This is a genomic window from Moraxella sp. RCAD0137 (genome assembly GCF_002894025.1).
Taxonomy (GTDB): domain Bacteria; phylum Pseudomonadota; class Gammaproteobacteria; order Pseudomonadales; family Moraxellaceae; genus Moraxella; species Moraxella porci.
In genome coordinates this window covers 106,050-125,281 of record NZ_LTCC01000002.1, presented here as the reverse complement: position 1 = coordinate 125,281, position 19,232 = coordinate 106,050, and the positions used below count along the sequence as shown (strand labels likewise).

Annotated in this window: 17 protein-coding genes; 4 read left to right on the top strand and 13 right to left on the bottom strand. The window is 46.7% G+C overall.

The annotated features are described in order from the left end of the window. Nucleotides 1-726: a sulfite exporter TauE/SafE family protein gene (locus tag AZ602_RS03030; protein ID WP_103033643.1), complete on the bottom strand. Its 726-nt coding sequence runs from the start codon at nt 724-726 to the stop codon at nt 1-3. A gap of 153 nt (nt 727-879) precedes the next feature. Here AZ602_RS03030 and rlmD point away from each other — a divergent pair, with 153 nt between their 5' ends. Further along, complete coding sequence (gene rlmD, locus AZ602_RS03025) at nt 880-2,367, top strand: 23S rRNA (uracil(1939)-C(5))-methyltransferase RlmD (protein WP_103033642.1); 1,488 nt, start codon at nt 880-882, stop codon at nt 2,365-2,367. Nucleotides 2,368-2,421: 54 nt separating this feature from the next. On the opposite strand, the gene AZ602_RS03020 is transcribed toward rlmD, so the two are convergent. The 5 genes from AZ602_RS03020 to AZ602_RS03000 form a co-directional block, all read right to left on the bottom strand. Then, nucleotides 2,422-3,639, bottom strand: coding sequence for an NADH:flavin oxidoreductase/NADH oxidase family protein (locus AZ602_RS03020; protein WP_369803856.1), 1,218 nt, complete (start codon nt 3,637-3,639; stop codon nt 2,422-2,424). Nucleotides 3,640-3,670: 31 nt separating this feature from the next. After that, the gene (locus AZ602_RS03015; protein ID WP_103033640.1) at nt 3,671-4,669 is read right to left on the bottom strand and encodes an NADP-dependent oxidoreductase; all 999 of its coding nucleotides are present in this window, start codon (nt 4,667-4,669) and stop codon (nt 3,671-3,673) included. A gap of 56 nt (nt 4,670-4,725) precedes the next feature. Further along, nucleotides 4,726-5,055 carry a helix-turn-helix transcriptional regulator gene (locus AZ602_RS03010; protein ID WP_103033639.1) on the bottom strand — a complete coding sequence of 110 codons (330 nt, stop codon included), beginning with the start codon at nt 5,053-5,055 and terminating at the stop codon, nt 4,726-4,728. A 238-nt stretch (nt 5,056-5,293) separates the two neighbouring features. Beyond that, nucleotides 5,294-6,316 carry a WG repeat-containing protein gene (locus tag AZ602_RS03005; RefSeq protein ID WP_103033638.1) on the bottom strand — a complete coding sequence of 341 codons (1,023 nt, stop codon included), beginning with the start codon at nt 6,314-6,316 and terminating at the stop codon, nt 5,294-5,296. Nucleotides 6,317-6,469: 153 nt separating this feature from the next. Next, nucleotides 6,470-8,407: a DEAD/DEAH box helicase gene (locus AZ602_RS03000; RefSeq protein WP_103033637.1), complete on the bottom strand. Its 1,938-nt coding sequence runs from the start codon at nt 8,405-8,407 to the stop codon at nt 6,470-6,472. A 29-nt stretch (nt 8,408-8,436) separates the two neighbouring features. On the opposite strand from AZ602_RS03000, the gene AZ602_RS02995 reads away from it, so the two are divergent. The 3 genes from AZ602_RS02995 (at nt 8,437) to mutM (ending at nt 12,240) form a co-directional block, all read left to right on the top strand. Further along, a complete protein-coding gene (locus AZ602_RS02995; protein ID WP_103033636.1) occupies nt 8,437-8,649 on the top strand; it encodes a hypothetical protein in 213 nt (70 codons plus the stop codon). Nucleotides 8,650-8,913: 264 nt separating this feature from the next. Next, nucleotides 8,914-11,280 (top strand): bifunctional (p)ppGpp synthetase/guanosine-3',5'-bis(diphosphate) 3'-pyrophosphohydrolase, encoded by a 2,367-nt coding sequence (locus AZ602_RS02990; RefSeq protein ID WP_103033635.1) that lies wholly within the window; start codon nt 8,914-8,916, stop codon nt 11,278-11,280. Nucleotides 11,281-11,352: 72 nt separating this feature from the next. Beyond that, nucleotides 11,353-12,240, top strand: coding sequence for a bifunctional DNA-formamidopyrimidine glycosylase/DNA-(apurinic or apyrimidinic site) lyase (gene mutM / locus AZ602_RS02985; protein WP_103033634.1), 888 nt, complete (start codon nt 11,353-11,355; stop codon nt 12,238-12,240). 67 nt (nt 12,241-12,307) lie between these two features. Here the strand turns inward: mutM and AZ602_RS02980 are convergent, their stop codons facing one another. The 7 genes from AZ602_RS02980 to rplT all read right to left on the bottom strand — a co-directional run bounded on the left by AZ602_RS02980 (nt 12,308) and on the right by rplT (nt 19,208). Then, nucleotides 12,308-13,258 carry a cell division protein ZipA C-terminal FtsZ-binding domain-containing protein gene (locus AZ602_RS02980; protein ID WP_103033723.1) on the bottom strand — a complete coding sequence of 317 codons (951 nt, stop codon included), beginning with the start codon at nt 13,256-13,258 and terminating at the stop codon, nt 12,308-12,310. A 273-nt stretch (nt 13,259-13,531) separates the two neighbouring features. Continuing rightward, nucleotides 13,532-13,792, bottom strand: a complete 261-nt coding sequence (locus AZ602_RS02975; protein ID WP_103033633.1) for a type B 50S ribosomal protein L31 — start codon at nt 13,790-13,792, stop codon at nt 13,532-13,534. A 192-nt stretch (nt 13,793-13,984) separates the two neighbouring features. Continuing rightward, nucleotides 13,985-14,293 carry an integration host factor subunit alpha gene (locus tag AZ602_RS02970; RefSeq protein ID WP_078254649.1) on the bottom strand — a complete coding sequence of 103 codons (309 nt, stop codon included), beginning with the start codon at nt 14,291-14,293 and terminating at the stop codon, nt 13,985-13,987. A 270-nt stretch (nt 14,294-14,563) separates the two neighbouring features. Continuing rightward, nucleotides 14,564-14,875 (bottom strand): hypothetical protein, encoded by a 312-nt coding sequence (locus AZ602_RS02965; protein ID WP_103033632.1) that lies wholly within the window; start codon nt 14,873-14,875, stop codon nt 14,564-14,566. Nucleotides 14,876-15,072: 197 nt separating this feature from the next. Continuing rightward, nucleotides 15,073-17,469, bottom strand: a complete 2,397-nt coding sequence (gene pheT, locus AZ602_RS02960) for a phenylalanine--tRNA ligase subunit beta (RefSeq protein ID WP_103033631.1) — start codon at nt 17,467-17,469, stop codon at nt 15,073-15,075. A 62-nt stretch (nt 17,470-17,531) separates the two neighbouring features. Then, a complete protein-coding gene (pheS, locus tag AZ602_RS02955) occupies nt 17,532-18,578 on the bottom strand; it encodes a phenylalanine--tRNA ligase subunit alpha (protein WP_199174078.1) in 1,047 nt (348 codons plus the stop codon). A 273-nt stretch (nt 18,579-18,851) separates the two neighbouring features. Further along, a complete protein-coding gene (gene rplT / locus AZ602_RS02950; protein WP_078254653.1) occupies nt 18,852-19,208 on the bottom strand; it encodes a 50S ribosomal protein L20 in 357 nt (118 codons plus the stop codon). Nucleotides 19,209-19,232 lie beyond the last annotated feature (24 nt).

The window sequence follows — 19,232 nt, the reverse complement described above, 5'->3', positions numbered from 1 at the left end:
TCAAACCCGCTCAAGCACAAATTTCACCATCACTTGCAAGGCAATCACCGTCAAAATCCACGGCATCGCCCCTTTGAGCCACGCCATCGGCATACGATGACGCAGTCGCACCCCAAGCCATGAGCCGATGACTGCCGAGATACTCATCAAGACAATCAGTTGCCAATACTCCATAAATACAAAGCCAAGTGCCAAATATGCCACAAGCTTTAGCGTATGAAAAAAGGTCATCATCGCCGATGCGACCGTCACCACCGTGTGTGTATCGTCGTATTTTTTGGTCAATAGTGGCATATGTAGCGGCCCTGGACTGCCGACAAACATACCGATACCGACTTGGATAAAGCCGATGAGATAGAAATTTTCACGGTTTTTCAGCCAACGATTGACAGGTGCAACCCATTGGGTCAGCAAGATATACACCGCAATCAGTAACGGCACCCACTCAAGGCTAATCACTCGCACAAGTAGCCAAAATACCGCCGTACCGCCCACCGCCCCCACCACATAAGGCAGCATATATCGCCAATCCATCTGCGATCGCCCAAACCATGCCCGACTGGCATTGCTCGCCAGTTGTGCTGCAGCATGGACTGGCACAATGGCAGCAGCAGGCAAAAATAGCGGCAACAGTCCCACCAAAATCACCCCACCGCCCATCCCTGCAATCCCTGAGATGACCGAAGTCAGTAGATTGACCAAGGCCAATAATAGATCATTTCCCATCATCACACCCTTTATTTGTCTGGCAATATTATAACCCAATTACCACAGCCAACGTCGGTGATTGATGACAAAATCATCAAAAAGCCACTGTTAAACTGTGTTATAATGAGCAGTTTACCCATCTATCTATTTTATTGATCAGACAGGCAGCACATGACCGCACAACATTCCTTAATTATAAGCCCAAGCAAAAAAGGCAAGCCCATCGCTCGAGCGCGCAAACGCTTGGCAGATGCCCCACCGATTGACTTTACCATCACCAATCTTGCCCATGATGGGCGTGGCGTAGCGGTCTATGAAACCGATAACGAATCGCATAATCCTGATAAAGCTGGCAAAAAAATCTTCGTAAGCTTCGCTCTGCCAAACGAAACCGTCTCAGTCAAAGTCACCAGCAGCAAAAAGACCTTTGAAGAAGGTGATGCCAAAGCCATCATCTCAAACCCCCATCCACAGCGTCAGACACCGCCATGTCCGCATTTCACCGTCTGCGGTGGTTGCAGTCTTCAGCACTGGGATGCCGATGGTCAAATCGCCTTTAAGCAATCAGTACTCTCAGAACTGCTCGCCCATCAAGCAGGTGTACAGCCAGATAACTGGCTACCGCCACTGGTTGGTGATCGCCTAGGTTATCGCACCAAGGCTCGTATGGGTGTACGCTTCGTTGCCAAAAAAGAATCGGCTTTAGTCGGCTTTCGTGAACGCGGCAGCAACTTTCTATCCGAACTGAACGAATGCCACATCCTAGATCCACGCATTGGCTTTGAGATTGAAAACCTAAAAGCACTAATCACCACGCTCGATGCTCGTGATCATATCCCACAGCTTGAAGTGGCGATGGGTGAGACACTCTCTCATGTCCCTGACAGCGCCAAGTCTGTCGCCATCATCGTACGCCACATGGTACCGCTGAGTGATGACGACATTGCCAAACTAAAAGCTTTCTTTGCCGAGCGTCATTGGCAGCTGTTCTTACAGCCCAAAGGCTCAGACACTGTGCATCGCATTGATACCGATGGCGCTCGAGACAGTTCATTGACTGTGCCACCGACTGGCGGACTGTTTTATCATTTGCCAAATTTTGAGCTGACTTATGAATTCTCACCACTGGATTTCACGCAGGTGAATCTGTCGGTGAACCGCAAGATGATGGATCTAGCGTGTGAGCTACTGGACCTACAAGTTGGTGAACGGGTGCTGGATTTGTTCTGCGGACTTGGGAATTTTAGCTTAGCACTTGCCCGCAAGGTGGGCGAGACAGGCTTTGTCGTCGGTGTCGAAGGCTCAGAGCAGATGACCGAACGTGCCAAGATGAATGCGATCGCCAATGGCATCCATCATACCGAATTTTATGCCCAAGATTTGACACAGGATTTCTCAGATAAGCCATGGGCGACTGGCGAACATCAGTTTGATGCGCTACTCATCGACCCGCCCCGCTCTGGCGCATGGGAAGTGATGGCGTATCTGCCAAAATTCAACGCCAAACGCATCGTCTATGTCTCATGCAACCCTGCCACGCTTGCCCGTGATACCAAAGCACTCATCGACGCTGGCTATCGCTTGACTCATGCTGGGGTGATGGATATGTTTAGCCATACTGGTCATGTGGAGAGTATCGCTCGGTTTGAGAAGGTTTGATCCATAGCTGCAAAACAGCATGACACGTTGATGCCATGCTGTTCTTTTTTAGGCTTACGACCGCCCTGTACTTAACCCTGCTTTTCCATTGACAATAATGGTTTTAGCCAACACTTTCCACGGCGAAAGTTTAGGGTTTGGCTGTTTGCCTTGTCCGATAAGTGCCATCTGATACATATACCAATCCATTTCAAGCACTGCACCGAGCTTTTTATCTACAGGTGCAAAACCTGTTTTAATGCGTTCGGTGGTAATGGCCTGATAAGTACCATTTTTAATTTGGTTTGGTAAATCAGGCAGGATAGCAAGCGGACGAGCAATACCAATAAAATCCAAATGTCCACTGTTTAGGGCATCATTCATCGCCTGTTCTGAACGAAATCCCCCTGTAATAATCAGTGGCACTTGGCTCACCTTTCTTGCTTTTTCGGCATAATCAATAAAAAAGGCTTCACGCTGCTTCGTACTGGCTTTGGTGGACATCATCGCAGGGCTTTCATAATTGCCACCTGAAATTTCAATAAAATCAATGCCTAATTCTGACATTTTTTGCACGACTTGAATGCTGTCCGTTTCATCAAAACCGCCTTTTTGGAAATCGGCGGAATTTAGCTTAAGACCGACCAAAAAGCTTGGGCTCACCACCGCACGAATCCCTTGATAAATTTCTACCAAAAACCGCATACGATTTTCAAGGCTACCACCCCATTTGTCGGTACGCTGATTGTGATGCGGTGATAGAAATTGGCTCACAAGATAGCCATGTGCCCCATGAATTTGTACACCACTAAAGCCTGCTTTTTCGGCAATTTGGGCGGTGTGGATGAATTGACGGATAATCATCTCAATTTCATTGTCTGCCAAGGCTCGTGGTGGGTTGATAAAACCGTCCATGCCTTTTAAGGCAACCGCACTTGGTGCAACAGGCACAGGATTAATGACTTTTGGTGATTGCTTGCCTGCATGGTTGATTTGCATGATGAGCAAAGTGTCATTTTGTGTACCTGCTTTTGCCCATGCTTTGAGCATGTCCATACTGCGTTCATCGGTAATGACCACATCATTGATAGAGCCTTTGCCGTTTTCCGCCACCATCACATTGCCCGTTACCGAGATGCCGATACCACCTTTCGCCCATGTGTCGTATAGGCGGACAAGTTCATTGGTTGGCTGATTGTGTTTGGCAAGTTGCTCTTCCATCGCCGATTTAAAAAAACGATTTTTGGCGATTTTGCCGTTTGGGAAAGTGAATGATTGAAATAACATAAAAATATCCTAATAAAATTTCATAAAAAAATACAGTTTATCGCATACTCACCACAATTTTTCCGCGTGTGCGACCTTGCTCCAATTCATCAAATGCTTGATTGATTTGCTCAAACGGATACACCGATTGCGTATAAGGCTTGATGTGTCCCTGTTCAATCAACTGGGCAATTTGGGCAAGCTGTTTGCCATTGGCCTTCATAAACAAAAATTGATAATCCACCTGTTTTTGCTGACTTTCACGGCGAACCTTGCGACTTAAAAAGCCCATCACCCATTGAAGCACAATATTTAATCCTGCATTTTTGGCATAACTTGGCGTTGGTGGCCTTGAAATTGAAATTAAACGCCCGCCTGCTTTCATCACTTGTAAAGATTGCAACAACGTTGTTTCATCTAAACTATTAAGCACTACATCATAATCTTTTAATTCATTGATAAAATTTGATTTTTTATAATCAATAACGACATCTGCACCCAAACTTTTCACAAAATCCACATTGGCTGTGCTGGTGGTGGTCGCTACAAATGCCCCCAAATATTTGGCAAGCTGAATAGCGATTGTACCGACAGCGCCTGCCCCTGCGTGAATAAAGACTTTTTGCCCCACTTTCACTTGCCCAATTTCCACCAACGCTTGCCAAGCCGTCAAAACCACAAGCGGTAAACCTGCCGCATCTACCATAGACAAATCACTTGGTTTTTTCGCCACATCATCTTGATGAATCGCAATTTTTTCGGCAAACGCGCCAATTCTGCCATCTCTAGGGCGGGCAAACACTTCATCACCTACCGCAAATTGACGTACATTTTTACCCACCGCAATCACTTTGCCTGCCACATCATGTCCTAAAATCAAGGGGAATGAATACGGCACAAGTAGTTTAAATTCGCCACTTTTGATGCGTAAATCTAAGTGGTTCAACCCTGCGGCGTGGACTTCCACCAGCACATCGTCATCATTCATCACGGGTTCGGGCATATCGCCCAAAATCGCAGGGGCTTTTTGATATTTATTAATAAAATAAGCTTTCATCATCGACTCTTATTAAGTTGATAAGTTTAAAAATTTAAACTGATAGAACAAAAAAATTAACCTTGATTTGGCGGATTTTGCTTTGATGGACAATGATACGCCATCAGCTGTGCCAGTTGCCCCAATTTTTCGGTGGCATCATGCATGGCGATGCTATAAAAACGTTCTTTACCCACCTGCTCGACGCTGACGGTACCCGCTTGTAGCATAATCTTGAGATGGTGCGACACCGCAGGACGAGATAAATGCAATCGCTCAGTAATATCACCCACATTCATTGTGCCATTTTCAAGCAGCAGTTGTAAGATTTTATGGCGATTTTCATCGGAAAGTACGGTAAAAATAGGAATACAGTCTTTCATCAGGGCCATGGTTTGTTTTGGCATAACTCACCTTTTTTGCAATATTAATTCTCAATATTAAGTTGATAGGTTTAAAAACTTAAACATATAATACCTTGATACCGTCCATTTGTCAAATAAAAACCAAGCTTTTTTTACAAAGCTTGGTTTTGGATTTAGCCGATTAGATGGCGATTTTAGGCATCGCCAAATTTACGGGCCTTTTTGGCTTGGCGTTTGGCAAAGAATACTTCTTCGACTGCTTTTGGGCGATGGTGGTTTTTTAATATTCAATGCCGAGCGTATCTTTTACACCGTCTTTAGTCACAAGCACTTGGCATTGGCGCGACTGTCCATCATCCGGTTTGGACTCAATAAACAAACAATGATGCATAAAAATATTATCATATTCAATAGGCAATATTACATCGCCACCACGACCAAATGCACCAAATTTACCATCCTTTGATACGACGATAACATAATCTTTGATGTTGGAATGTATCGCATCAAATTCAATCGGAATCACGGCTTTGCCTGTGACATCTATCACCCCATAGCGCATCCGTTCGTCAGACTGGATGCCGACAAATGCAACTGGCTGATTGCTCAGTTTCGAGTTTTGATTGTCTTCGATTGCAAATGATACTGGATAAAATGGCAATGCTTGATCATAGGATGGCGAGATGACTTCTTTGCCATTTTGGTTAATATAACCAAAGAGATTCCCTTTACGCACCAGTGCCAGACCATTGGAAAAACTGCGCAAATAATCATAATCCAAAGTAAAATCCACCAATACCCAATAAGGCTGATTAAAATTTGGCGTGCCATCAGCATCGGTTACAAACTGGATCACGCCCCATTTACCATCTTTGGATAATGGCAATGCACCCTTGTCAAACTTGCCATGCTTATCATATTCAAATGGCAGTATGATACGCCCTTTTCCATCATAGATGCCGTACTGATCATCCAATTTGGCCAAATAAGCCGTACCACCTTGTTGTACCTGCTCATATCGCATTAGGTCATACAGTTCATTATGTCGAACAGGAACAACCACTTTGCCTGATTGATCAAGCACGCCAAATCGCCCGCTTTTCTTTACAATATATTTCCCTTGAGACGCTACAACATCATCATACAATACCATCCAAGATGCCTGCGATGGTGAGTACGGCAGTTTTTGTGGCGCATCTGGTGCGTTCGGTTGATTGGGTGATGGCTTTGATTCAGCATAACTGTTGCCGCCAAGCGTGGCAACAAACAATATAAGCACTGTGGTAAATTGTCGTATTTTCATGACACTTTCCTAAATCTACTACTGTAAATTATAGCATGGCTAAACCCCATTGACATGCAGTTGCTTTTATTCACTGCCCAAAAAAACCCAAGAAAAATCAATTTCTTGGGTTTTTGTCATCTAATTAGCACTGATGTATTACTGACTTGGCACTTAAGCATCGCCAAATTTGCGAGCTTTTTTGGCTTGGCGTTTGGCAAAAAATACTTCTTCGACTGCTTTTGGGCGATGTGATGAACGCGCTTTGGCGAATGGCTTGCCGCTTGATTTTGCCCCTTTATCAAAGCTTGGCTTATCTTTGCCAAACTTCTCACGGCGATCAAAACGCTCATCACGCTCTGTACGATCAAACGAACGACGCTCATTACCACCGAAACGCTCACGGCTATCAGCACGCTCACGGCCATAGCCACGATCGCCACGATGCTCAAAACGATCTGATGGGCGACGCTCCGCACTGTCTTTGGCTTTGTACGGCTTGTCATAAGCTTTGCCAAAATCACGATCACGCTCAAACTTCGGCTTATCAAACTGACGCTCTGAGCGGTCTTGGCGATCAAAACGCTCTGGGCGGTCGCTACGGTTGAAACGGTCTTGACGCTCCGCACGATCAAATGAACGACGCTCACGGCTATCGGCACGCTCACGGCTGTCAAATCTTGGCTGATCAAACCCACGGTCAAAACGCCCTGAACGATCACGGCCATCAAAGCGGTCTTGACGCTCGAAACGCTCGCCACGAGCTTCGAGGCGATCCGAACGCTCAAAGCGATCCGAACGACCTTCAGAACGTGGCTTGCGACCATATCCACCACGATCGCCACGACCTTGACCATCACGATCATCACGGCGACGATTGCGACCACCCTTACGGCGCGGCTCATCAATGATACCAAAATTACGGCGTGGCTCTAGCCCTTCGATGGTGGCTGTGGTCATATCACGCTTAAGATAGCGGTTGATATTGGCAAGTTGTTTATTATCATCTAGGCTACACAAGTTCACCGCCACACCTGTACGACCTGCGCGACCACAACGACCGATACGATGCACATAGTCTTCGACTTGGCGTGGCAAATCATAGTTCACCACATGGCTGATGGCTGAGATGTCGATACCACGAGCAGCGACATCGGTGGCGATGAGCAGATCGCATTTGCCTGATTTCATATCACCGACAATGCGGTTACGCTTGCCTTGTGGCAAATCGCCATGCAGATAGCGTGCCTTGTAGCCGACTTCGTTTAGGGTGTCGGCAAGCTTTTCGGTAGATAGCTTGGTGGCGGTAAAGATGACTGCCTGTTTGATTTCAGGGTTGTTCAGTACTTCAAGCAGGATTTTGTTTTTGTGGTTAAAGTCATCACAAAAATACACGCTTTCATCGATATGCGCTGACTCAACCTTGATCGAGACGCGTTCAGGATTGGTGGTGAAGCTCTCAGCAATTTTGCCCACAGCACCATCCCAAGTGGCAGACGACATCACCGTTTGGCGAGTGCTTGGGGTGTTTTCTAGGATTTCTTTGATATCATCAGCAAAGCCCATATCCAGCATACGATCGGCTTCATCAAGAATCAGCATATCCAGACCTGATAAATCAATGCGACCTTCACGCATATGGTCAATCAGACGACCTGGGGTGGCGACGATGACCTGCACGCCCTTGCGTAGTGCACGCAGCTGCCCACCATAAGGCGCACCGCCCACCAAAGGTACACTAAACATCCCGCGCATCCCATCGCCATAGCGACGCACGCTGTCATGCACCTGCAAAGCAAGCTCACGCGTCGGGGTCAAAATCAGTGCATGGATATGCTTTTCAAGCTTTGGTAAGCGGCTCATCTTATCCAGTACTGGCAGTACAAACGCCGCTGTCTTGCCAGAGCCTGTCTGAGCTGATAACAGCAAATCACGGCCATTCAAGGCGTGCGGAATGGCTTGGGCTTGGATGGGTGTTGGGGTGGTGTAGCCGCTTTTGGTCAGGGCTTTGATGATGCCTTTGTGCAGACCTAGGTCAGAAAATTGTAATACGAACTCGCCTGCTTGCTCGTCTGCGTGGGCGGTGTCTGTGGTGTGTAATTGATCAGTCATAAGAACCTTGTATCAGTCATGCCCCCACGATGAGCCAATTTTTTGGTCAAAAAACCGACAAGCCAACTTTAAGCAGATGCTTAAGGCTTGCTACAAAATTGCATTTTGGATTTGGGTGGCGTATTGTCGCTCAACTGCTTGTCGTGGTGCAAAAGCACAATAAAGAACAAGCCAAAATCATCGCGACAGTTAGGACTAATAAAGATAAAATAGACAAAGCAGGTGGCAAGCCACAAACTTAGCAAGAAATCATATCATCACATGGGTCAAGCCAAGCTTACCCATCAAAATCGGTGCGATGTCATCAAAAGCGTGTGTGAATTATTCACGAAAAATGAGATTATAGCACAGCTTGGATAAAATTACTTGGATTATTTTAAAAAATTATGCGTCATGACTTTTTGGCATAAAATTTATCGATTTCATCTTTAAAATTACCCTTTTAGGTGCCATAATACATGGGATATACTATATAAAATACAACTGGTTTGGACAAGGATACAACCGTGGTACAGATTCGTGACAGCCTGCCCTTATTGGGTGGCAACAGTAGCAGCATGGATAGTGCGACACTAGCGGCAAGTTTGGTCGCCAAACAGCTGCATCCTGATTTTAAGGCACAGCTTGCCAATCACAAGCTGGTCAGCGCCCTTGACCACACCAACAGCACCATCAATCCAAGCGATCTGAATGTCTCAGACATCGACATCGAAGCATGGATTGCCAAAGTGGCTGCTCGTATCGGTAAGGATGATTTGCCCATTTTGCGTAAAGCCTGCCAATTTGTCCAAATCCAAGTCAATAAACCCCATGTCACCCGCTCAGGCGCCTACATCACAGGCATCGGCATGGCAGATATTTTGGCCTATCTATTCCAAGACGAAAACGCCCTAGCTGCTGCCATGCTGTATCGCACCGCTCGCCGTGAGCTTGTGAGTATTGATACTATTAAGAAAAACTTCGGAGAAGACATCGCTCAGCTTGTCACAGATACGCTTGCGATGGGTAAGCTGTCTGAGAGCATCGAGAGCAATAAGCGACTTGAAGATTATTTTGAGAGCAATCAAAGAGACCAATTATCCAATATCTACAGTATGCTCATCAGCACCACCAATGATGTGCGTGCGGTACTGATCAAGCTTGCTGAGCGTACCTTTGCGATGCGTGAGCTGTCATTCTCACCGCCTGATCGCCAAAAACGGGTGGCTCGTGAGGTGATGACCATCTATGCCCCACTGGCACATCGCCTATCGATTGCCCAGCTGAAGTGGGAGCTGGAAGATTTGGCATTTCGCTATCTTGCCCCCGAAGAATACAAAAAAATCGCATCACTACTTGCCGAGAAGCGTAGCGAACGAGAAGCCTATATCGAGTCAGTCAAAGCCAAACTCAGTGCCGAGCTTGAACGAGCCGGCATCCAAGGCGAAGTCTCTGGGCGTGTCAAGCACATCTACTCCATCTGGCGTAAGATGAAATCAAAGAATCTGTCTTTTGATCAGCTATATGACATCCGTGCTTTGCGAGTGATGGTCAATACCAATGCCGAATGCTACTATACGCTGGGTATCGTGCATGGTCTGTGGCGGCACATTCCTGAGCAGTTTGACGACTATATTACCAACCCCAAGCCCAACGGCTATAAGTCACTGCACACAGCGGTGATCGCTGAGAATCGCACGCTTGAGGTGCAAATTCGTACCTTTGATATGCACTTTGAGGCAGAGCTTGGTAAGGCATCGCATGTTAATTATAAAGAAGGTCTAAAAGCCAAAAAAGACGATTATCTCACCCAAAAAATCAGCTCATTGCGTCAGCTACTGGGTCAAGACATCCCTGATGGCGAAGATGAGATCGATTTGGATGTGGATAATGCCGAGCGGATTTATGTCTTTAGCCGTGATGGCGATATCACCGAGCTACCAAAAGGCTCAACAGTGCTAGACTTTGCCTATTATGTACATACCGAAGTCGGCAACCGTGCCCAAGGCGCTCGTGTCAATGGTCGCTATGTACCACTGACTCATCAGCCAAAGACAGGCGATCAGATTGAGATCATCACCAAATCTAGCCGTGAGCCGAATCGTGATTGGCTGATGCCATCCTTGGGCTATATTCACACGAGCCGTGCCAAGTCCAAACTGCGTCAGTGGTTCAACAAACAAGATCGCGATAAGAATATCGAGACAGGCAAAGGGCTGTTGCTCAAAGAATTTGATCGCCTATCCATCGCCGCCAATCAGGTGAACTTAAGCGACTATTTTCAGACGCTTAATGTCAAATCCGAAGATGATCTGTATGTCGCACTGGTCATCGGTGATATCAGCGTCACCCAAATCAGCAACTTGGTCGCCCAAAAACTGCACATCGCAGAACCTGTCCAAGATGTGCCGACCATCGACATCAAGACACCTGCTCGCACCAATAAATTTAAGATTGAGCTTGATGGCTTTGATAATGTCGAGATGCACCTTGCCAAGTGCTGCAATCCCGTGCATGGCGAGCCGATTGCAGGTTTTGTGACTTTATCAAATGGCGTCAGTATTCACAATCAAGGCTGTCCTGAGTACCTAAGACTGATCGAAAAAGAACCTGATCGTGGCATTCATGCACATTGGCAAGACAGCTTCGGTCGCTATCAGCCTGTGGTGATTCATGTCGAAGCACAAAATACATCAGGACTGCTCAGAGATCTTGTGCATGTCATTGACCGCGAAAAGGTCAATATCAGCCGAGCCGAAACAGTGAGCAATGACGGTGCAATGAGCCATATGAAGTTTTATGTGGAAGTGGCGGGCATATCGCACTTATCACGCCTGCTCAACAAAATCGAACAACAGCCAGGCGTATTACACGCGCGTCGAGCGACCGCCTAACGCTTTAATGATATTGACCAATGCCGTGATAGCAAGCGGCATTGGCTTTTTTAGCCCATACAGCCAGATACCATGCCAGAATTACCCGAAGTCGAAACCACCAAGGCAAGCCTTGAGCCACTCTTGCACCAAACTGTCGCCAAAGTCAGCATTCGCTATCCGACTTTGCGTTATGCCATCCCCAAGGACTTAGATTCGCTCATTGGCTTTCGTCTGGTGGCAGTGCATCGCCGTGCCAAATATCTATTGCTGGATTTTTATCATCAAGCGGATAATCGCCACAAAACCGTGCTTGTACACCTTGGTATGTCAGGTAGCCTACAGCAACATCACGACATCGAACCACGCAAACACGATCATCTGCTCATCGACTTTATCAATGATGACGGCATGGTGACGACACTGCATTATCATGATCCCCGACGCTTTGGGATGATATTGTGGACGCACAATGACGACTACATCGATACGCCAGACACTGCCGAGCGGTTCTTGGCCCACCTAGGCCCTGAGCCACTCGATGATGCCTTTGATGTCGATTATCTGCGAGCGTTAATTTTCCCTGCCAACAAAAAACCTGTCGCCAAACCCATCAAAACGCTGATCATGGATCAGTCGGTGGTCGTTGGCGTAGGCAATATCTATGCTGCCGAAAGCCTGTTTTTGTCGCACATTCACCCTTTGACGCCGGCGTGCCACATTGATGATGATAAGCTTGAAAAGCTCGTCACCAACATCAAAGACATCCTTGCCAAAGCCATCATTCAAGGCGGCTCAACTCTTAGAGACTTTACCGTCGGCGGTGGCAAAACTGGCTATTTTCAGCAAACGCTACTGGTCTATGGGCGTGAAGGCGAACACTGTTATCACTGCGGCAGCCTACTTGAAAACACCAAAATCAGCGGACGAGCCAGTGTGTATTGCCCCAGCTGCCAGCCAATCCAAGCTCTCAGCACTTAGCCAAAAAAAAGATGGTGCCATCAGCCACCATCTTTTTATCATCTGCATCCATCAGCCAAACTGAGTCTCATTGGCCGTGCTGTTCGGCCACCACCGAGCGCAATTTGGCAAAATAAGTATCATCAAACAAATTACCCTGCTCATCAAGCATATCTGCCGACAGATCTTGTGCGATCATATTGGCGACCGAGACCATGCTGTCAAAACCGCGCAGTGCATGCGGATGCGGCAGTGGCAAAAAGACCGTCAGTCCCATAAAATGATCTTCGGGCAATCTATTTAGATCAAAGGCGCGCACGCCCTCATGCCCCACCCCCATCATACTAAACCACAGATCACCTGTGCCATCTTCGTTTTCATAACGGTGAAACAAGTTCATCACGCCATATTTCATCCCATAAGTGCGCACGATTTCCAGCACTGTTTTGCCTGGCAGTCCTGCAAATGAGTTTCGCGGCATGATGGCGATGCTTACGGTTTCGGTGGCGTGAAGCAAGGGGTCGTTATTTTGGTCAAATGCCTGACGCTCATCGAGATGTCGGTCGAGCACAGGCGATTGTTTTTGAAATGCCATGTCAGCCATCTGTTGCGCCGCATTTTCATCAGACGCATCGTCTTGCCAAAGCTTTTCTTCATCGGCATCAAACTCCTCGGCCAGCAGATGCTCATCGGCATCTGACTTGGTGGATGCATGTGCGCGCATTGGCTGCACATCGCTGCTTGTTGGTGTCGTGGCATGCAGATCGTGGCTGATTATCGGTGCGCTAGCGACCGCTGCCGCCATGCTGGATAAGGCATCTTCTTGATCGCTAATTTGATCATCAATTAAAAGCTTAGCACTGCGATCAGGCAGCTGTCTGTCCTCGCGTGGGATGATCGGCAGCCCGTATTTGGTTTTTTCGGCGAACTCATCAGAGTCCAACGCCACTTGACTGCGTCGCAAATTGCGCAGTACAATCAGCACACCCACCAGCACTACCACGAGCGCCAACACCACCCACATTCCGTTCCACTGCATAGCCAGCCCCATCAGATATCGCCATCACACACCAGATGACAAAAAAATTATTCAATTATGGCAAAACACCACCCAAAAATCATACCCACAAAAAATCAACAAATGCTAAAAATCATAGTTTGGTCAAATAAAACACGGGTATTTTATACTAGTTTAGCAGAATTTGATTTTTTCGTCATCCTTTGAACTTTAAAACATGAAAAATTGTTACAATTTTTCCTTAACAAACAAAAAATCGCCTCCGAAGAGACGATTTTAATATCAAGCGATGGCTTATTTTTTGCCACGGTTTGCAAAAGCACCGAAACGCTTGTTGAAGCTTGCAACACGGCCTTCGTTTGAGGTTTTGCGTTGTTCGCCAGTATAGAATGGGTGCGATGCACTTGAGATATCCAATGGGAAGTATGGGTACTCTTGGCCTTCGTATTCACGAGTGGTCTTGGTAGTGACCGTTGAACGAGTTAGGAAATATACATCAGCATTGGTATCGTGGAACAATACTTCGCGGTATTCTGGGTGAATGTCTTTACGCATGATAAATCTCTTATCCAATTAACCTAAGCACTAATAAGCACTGCTGGCGTACCAGATCAGTGGAACATAGCCACGCCATCACCAACCTATTTGGCATGCCGCACCATGTTTGTCTATGTTATTAGCCATCTTAAGTGGGAACATAAAGCCAATATTTTAGCAAAAACCAACTTGAGTATCAAGCAATTTTGCTTACTTTTTGGCGTTTTGGTTATTTTGGCTATCGACCCAGCCACGCAGTTTTTGACCTGCTTTAAAAGTCACCACACGGCGTGCTTCGACAGGGATACTCTCGCCAGTTTTTGGGTTGCGTCCTGGGCGTGATTTTTTGTCCTTGAGTTCAAAATTACCAAATCCTGACAGCTTGACTTCTTTGCCATCAGCAAGGCTTTGGCTAATCTCTTCAAAAAATCCATCCACCAGCTTGCGCGCCTGCTGACGGGTCAATCGTAGGCGAATGGTCAGCTGATCTACCATATCCGCCTTGGTCAGTGCACTCATGATTTTATCCTTATGTATCAATAAGCTACCTAATGCACGATTTCAAATTCAATCGTATTTATCATTGTACACTTGATTGTATGCTTAATGCAATTTAAATTTTTATCTCAAGGTGATTTTTGGTCAATTATTTGGGCAAGCACCAAAAATTAGCAAATGTGGCGAGCGGGTCTTATTGATATTTTCAGTCATCGGTCAAATATATAAGATGCACAGGGCAAACCACTGCTTTTTTAATGATACCAATTTTAAGCACTCCGATTCATTCAGCTAAGCCATATATTTTTCAAAGACATACCGAGCGGCATATTCATCACATCTATCGAAATCACGGATGAAATTATATAAAAAATCACTAACTTGATAATTAAATTGAAAAACAATGAAAGCTATTTGCTCTTGTATTAAGAAAAGCTCATGAATTAAATCTTTTGACTGATCAAAATCCAAATTCTTTGCCTGCTCCATCTTAAAGCGAATGGAGTATTCCGCTTGATTTAATATTGATTGAACTTCCTGATTACATCTTTCAATTATCAGTAAATTATCTTTTAGAATATCCAATTTTATCTGCACATCCATAATACATCCCTTAACGATTACTCTGGTGGGTAGAGTATGTACGATGCACCGCACCACTACCCATTGTATACCAAATCCTTTGCCCTATAAACAAGACCGCCACAAAGCACACTGTGGCGGTCTTGGCTTGATGGTTTTAGCGTATGATAATCACGCATCATCACGCATCATCACGCATCATCACGCATCATCACGCATCAGTCACGCAGTTTGGCACCGTGCTTGTCATCAAGTACAGCGACAACTTTATCCACCGCTTTTTTGATTTGTTCATCTTCAAGCGTCGCATCATGGTTTTGGAACACCATCGCAAACGCTAGTGAACGCGTACCTGTCGGTAGTCGCTCGCCAGTATAGACATCAAATAGCCATACATCTTGTAGATAACCACCTGCTGCCGCACGGATGTCTGCTTCAAGCGACTGCCAAGCAATATCAGCATCCACAAGCACCGCCAAATCACGGCGTACGCTTGGGAATTTGCTTGGCGCTTTGATGGCAGACTGCGTGTGATTGAGTGCAATCAGCTTATCTAGGTTCAGCTCAGCAACCCAAACGCTCGGCAGATCCATCGCTTTGGCAATGCTTGGATGTAGCTGACCAAACCAGCCCAGACGCTCGCCATTCACCGACAGATAAGCACTTTGACCCGGGTGCAAGAAGTCCAAATCAGCACGCTCATAGCTGATGTGTGCTTTATTTAAGGTCGCAGGCAACAGACTTTCGACATCACGCTTTAGATCAAAAAAGTCCATCGCACGGTTGGCATGGTGCTGTTCAGGATATACCGTGCCTGTCGCCACGATAGCAAGGCTTGGTGTCTGCACAAGACTTGCCACATCTGCCCCAACAAAGCTCAGACCCGTCTCAAACAGACGCACACGAGCCTGCTGACGGTTTAGGTTGTAGCTGACCACAGGCAATAGGCTTGATAGTAGTGTGCGACGCATCACCGCCAAATCACTTGAAATCGGATTGGCAAGCGGTAATACCGCACCCAGACTTTCATCATCGAATAGCGATTCGATCTTAGCATCGCTAAAGCTAAAGCTCACCGCTTCATGGTAGCCAGCATCAGCTAGGGTAAGCTTGGCAACATGAATCAAATCCGCCGTATCATCATAACGCATATCCACAGCAAAGCTTGGCAGGCGTACGTCGATATGATCATAACCATAGATGCGAGCGACTTCTTCGACCACATCTTCGGCGATATTCATATCAAAGCGATGGCTTGGTGCTTGGCAGATGAGTGTGTCGCCCTCCAAGCTGGTGGCGATTTCTAAGCGGTTTAGAATATCGACAATCTCATCGGTTGAGATAGTCACACCCAGTAGCTGCTCAACTTTTGCCACAGGTACACGGATGCTGTGGCGGGCAGGTAGTTTATCCATCGCTTCGACTGTGGTGATTGATTCTGCTGCACCGCCTGCGACACTGATAATCAGACTGGTCGCTCGATCAAGCGCCGTGCGTGGCAACTCAAAATCCACCCCACGCTCAAAACGCTGTGATGCATCCGTATGCAGGCCAAAGCGACGCGCACGCCCTGCGATGGCAAGCTGATCAAAATGCGCACTTTCTAGCACGATACTGGTCGTCTCATCACTCACCGCTGAGCGAGCACCGCCCATAATCCCTGCCAAGGCAAGTACGCCAACATCATCAGCAATCACTAGCTCATCACCTGTCAATGTGATGATCTGCTCGTTCAACAGCTCAACCGTCTCACCTGCCACAGAATCACGCACCACGATATCACCGACAATCTTATCAGCATCAAAGGCGTGCAGCGGCTGACCCAGCTCAAGCAGGACAAAATTGGTCACATCCACCAAGAAATTATGCGTACGCACACCTGATGCGACGAGTGCCGACTCCATCCATTCAGGTGTCGCCACACTGCGATCAATACCATCGATACGCTGTGCCAAATAGCGTGGGCAAGCGGTCGTATTCGCTACTTGCACGCCCGTGCTTGCTGTCGTACTTGAGCTGATGACATCGAACTGTACACGGTTAAGCGGCAAGCGATTGATCACTGCAATCTCACGGGCTAGACCCAGTACGCTTAGGCAGTCACCACGGTTTGGCGTGATGGCAATCTCAAAAATCTTGGCATCTAGGTTCAAATAATCACGCACATTCACACCAATCGGGGCATCATCAGCCAGCTCAAGCAGGCCATCGATTTTATCTTCAAGTCCAAGCTCAGATGCGCCGCACAGCATCCCTTGTGACTCCACGCCACGCAGTTTGCCTTTTTTGATCTTAAAGCCCTTGTCATCATCGCTTGGTAGCACCGCACCGATGGTTGCCACAGCAACTTTTAGACCGACACGCACATTAGGTGCACCGCAGACGATTTGTAACAGCTCGCCCGTGCCGATATTGACACGCGTGACACGCAGACGGTCGGCATCTGGATGCTGTGTGCATTCGATGACTTCACCGACCACGACACCACTAAACGGTGGTGCGACCATCTCCATGCCATCAAGCTCAAGCCCTGCCATGGTCAGCTGCTCGCCCAAAGTCTGGCTGTCAACGCTTGGATTTGCCCATTGTCTTAGCCATTGTTCACTGATTTTCATACGATTTGTCTCTTTGTAATTTTTAAATTTTTGGTTGAATTGTTGAAAAACTTGTTCAATGTTTAGCCAAATTGCTTTAAGAATCGCAAATCATTTTGGAAGAACAATCGCAAATCATCAATGCCATAATATAGCATCGCAAATCGCTCAATCCCCATACCAAAGGCAAAGCCAGTGTATTCATTTGGGTCGATGCCACAGTTTTTGAGCACTTGTGGATGCACCATACCACAGCCAAGCACTTCTAGCCATTTGCCATTGTCCGATAAGATATCTACTTCAGCTGACGGCTCAGTGAATGGAAAAAATGATGGACGAAAACGCACGGTCATTTTTTTGCCAAAAAACGCATCCAAAAACTCATGAATCAAGCCTTTAAGCTCAGCAAAATTGCTTGATTTTGAGATCATCAAGCCTTCCATCTGATGGAACATCGGTGAATGCGTCTGGTCAGAGTCGCAGCGATACACACGGCCTGGACAGATGATGCGAATCGGCGGCTCGCTCTTTTCCATCGTGCGAATCTGTACGCTACTGGTGTGTGTGCGTAGCAAATAATGCGTATCAAAATAAAAGGTATCATGCATCGCACGGGCAGGATGATGGCCGGGGATATTTAGGGCTTCAAAGTTATAATAATCACTTTCAACTTCAGGGCCTGTCGCCACACTAAAGCCAGCTTGCACAAAGAACTGCTTCATGCGTTCGGTCGTCTGGGTAATCGGATGTAGCGTACCTTTTGTTGCACCGCGTGCTGGCATGGTGATGTCCACTTGCTCGCTGGCAAGCTTGGCATTCATTGCTGCCGCCGCTAGGCTTTGGGCTTTGGCATCCAAAGCACTGCCGATACGCATACGCAAGTCATGCAGATAAGCACCGTATTGCTTTTTGGCATCGGCATCTAGACTACCCATTTGCTTAGACAGTGCAGTCAGGGCGGCTTTTTTACCCGTCAAATTCACACGAAACTCTTGCAAAGTCTTTTCGTCACAAGCAGTCTCAATCAACGCCACCGCCTGATCGCCAAATGCGGTCAGCTCATCAGGACTGATGGTGGCAAGCGGTGCGTCCAAAGTGGGCAAATTCACGGTAATCTCAGGCTGTGTCATAATATCTCTTTTATCAATCTCGCCCAAATAGGCAGGCGTTATTTAATCATAGTAAAACTGATTATTCTAAAGAATTGGGTCTATTTTGTAAATGATTTTGGGTTGGTAAATCAGCAAAATTAAAAAACTTTTTCTGTATCTGGCTGATTTTTACCATCTGTCTGCCTATCGCTAGCATTCACTGATTTGATTGCTTATCAAGCATGACAATTCAAACAGCACCAAAAACAAAAACCCCACTCAATGAGCAGGGCTTTGTGTCTGATTGACAGCTTATGCTAGAGCAGCTTTTGCTTTTTCTGCGATTGCAGTGAAAGCAGCAGCATCATGCATAGCGATGTCAGCTAGAATACGGCGGTCAATCTCAACATTTGCCTTTTTAAGGCCGTTGATTAGACGGCTGTATGACAAACCGTTTAGGCGAGCACCAGCATTGATACGAGCAATCCACAGACGGCGGAAAGAGCGTTTTTTGTTACGGCGGTCACGATAAGCGTATTGACCAGCTTTCATAACAGCTTGTACTGCTACACGATACACACGAGAGCGTGCGCCATAGTAGCCTTTTGCACGAGCTAGAACTTTTTTGTGACGGCGGTTTGCTTGTACACCACGTTTTACACGAGCCATTTTATTCTCCTAAAATATCCGAAA

Bases quoted from the DNA above. Each gene is read 5' to 3' on its own strand.
- AZ602_RS03030 (WP_103033643.1), bottom strand. From the start codon at position 726: ATGGGAAATGATCTATTATTGGCCTTGGTCAATCTACTGACTTCGGTC.
- rlmD (WP_103033642.1), top strand. From the start codon at position 880: ATGACCGCACAACATTCCTTAATTATAAGCCCAAGCAAAAAAGGCAAG.
- AZ602_RS03015 (WP_103033640.1), bottom strand. From the start codon at position 4,669: ATGAAAGCTTATTTTATTAATAAATATCAAAAAGCCCCTGCGATTTTG.
- AZ602_RS03010 (WP_103033639.1), bottom strand. From the start codon at position 5,055: ATGCCAAAACAAACCATGGCCCTGATGAAAGACTGTATTCCTATTTTT.
- AZ602_RS03005 (WP_103033638.1), bottom strand. From the start codon at position 6,316: ATGAAAATACGACAATTTACCACAGTGCTTATATTGTTTGTTGCCACG.
- AZ602_RS03000 (WP_103033637.1), bottom strand. From the start codon at position 8,407: ATGACTGATCAATTACACACCACAGACACCGCCCACGCAGACGAGCAA.
- AZ602_RS02995 (WP_103033636.1), top strand. From the start codon at position 8,437: ATGAGCCAATTTTTTGGTCAAAAAACCGACAAGCCAACTTTAAGCAGA.
- mutM (WP_103033634.1), top strand. From the start codon at position 11,353: ATGCCAGAATTACCCGAAGTCGAAACCACCAAGGCAAGCCTTGAGCCA.
- AZ602_RS02980 (WP_103033723.1), bottom strand. From the start codon at position 13,258: ATGCAGTGGAACGGAATGTGGGTGGTGTTGGCGCTCGTGGTAGTGCTG.
- AZ602_RS02975 (WP_103033633.1), bottom strand. From the start codon at position 13,792: ATGCGTAAAGACATTCACCCAGAATACCGCGAAGTATTGTTCCACGAT.
- AZ602_RS02970 (WP_078254649.1), bottom strand. From the start codon at position 14,293: ATGAGTGCACTGACCAAGGCGGATATGGTAGATCAGCTGACCATTCGC.
- AZ602_RS02965 (WP_103033632.1), bottom strand. From the start codon at position 14,875: ATGGATGTGCAGATAAAATTGGATATTCTAAAAGATAATTTACTGATA.
- pheT (WP_103033631.1), bottom strand. From the start codon at position 17,469: ATGAAAATCAGTGAACAATGGCTAAGACAATGGGCAAATCCAAGCGTT.
- pheS (WP_199174078.1), bottom strand. From the start codon at position 18,578: ATGACACAGCCTGAGATTACCGTGAATTTGCCCACTTTGGACGCACCG.
- rplT (WP_078254653.1), bottom strand. From the start codon at position 19,208: ATGGCTCGTGTAAAACGTGGTGTACAAGCAAACCGCCGTCACAAAAAA.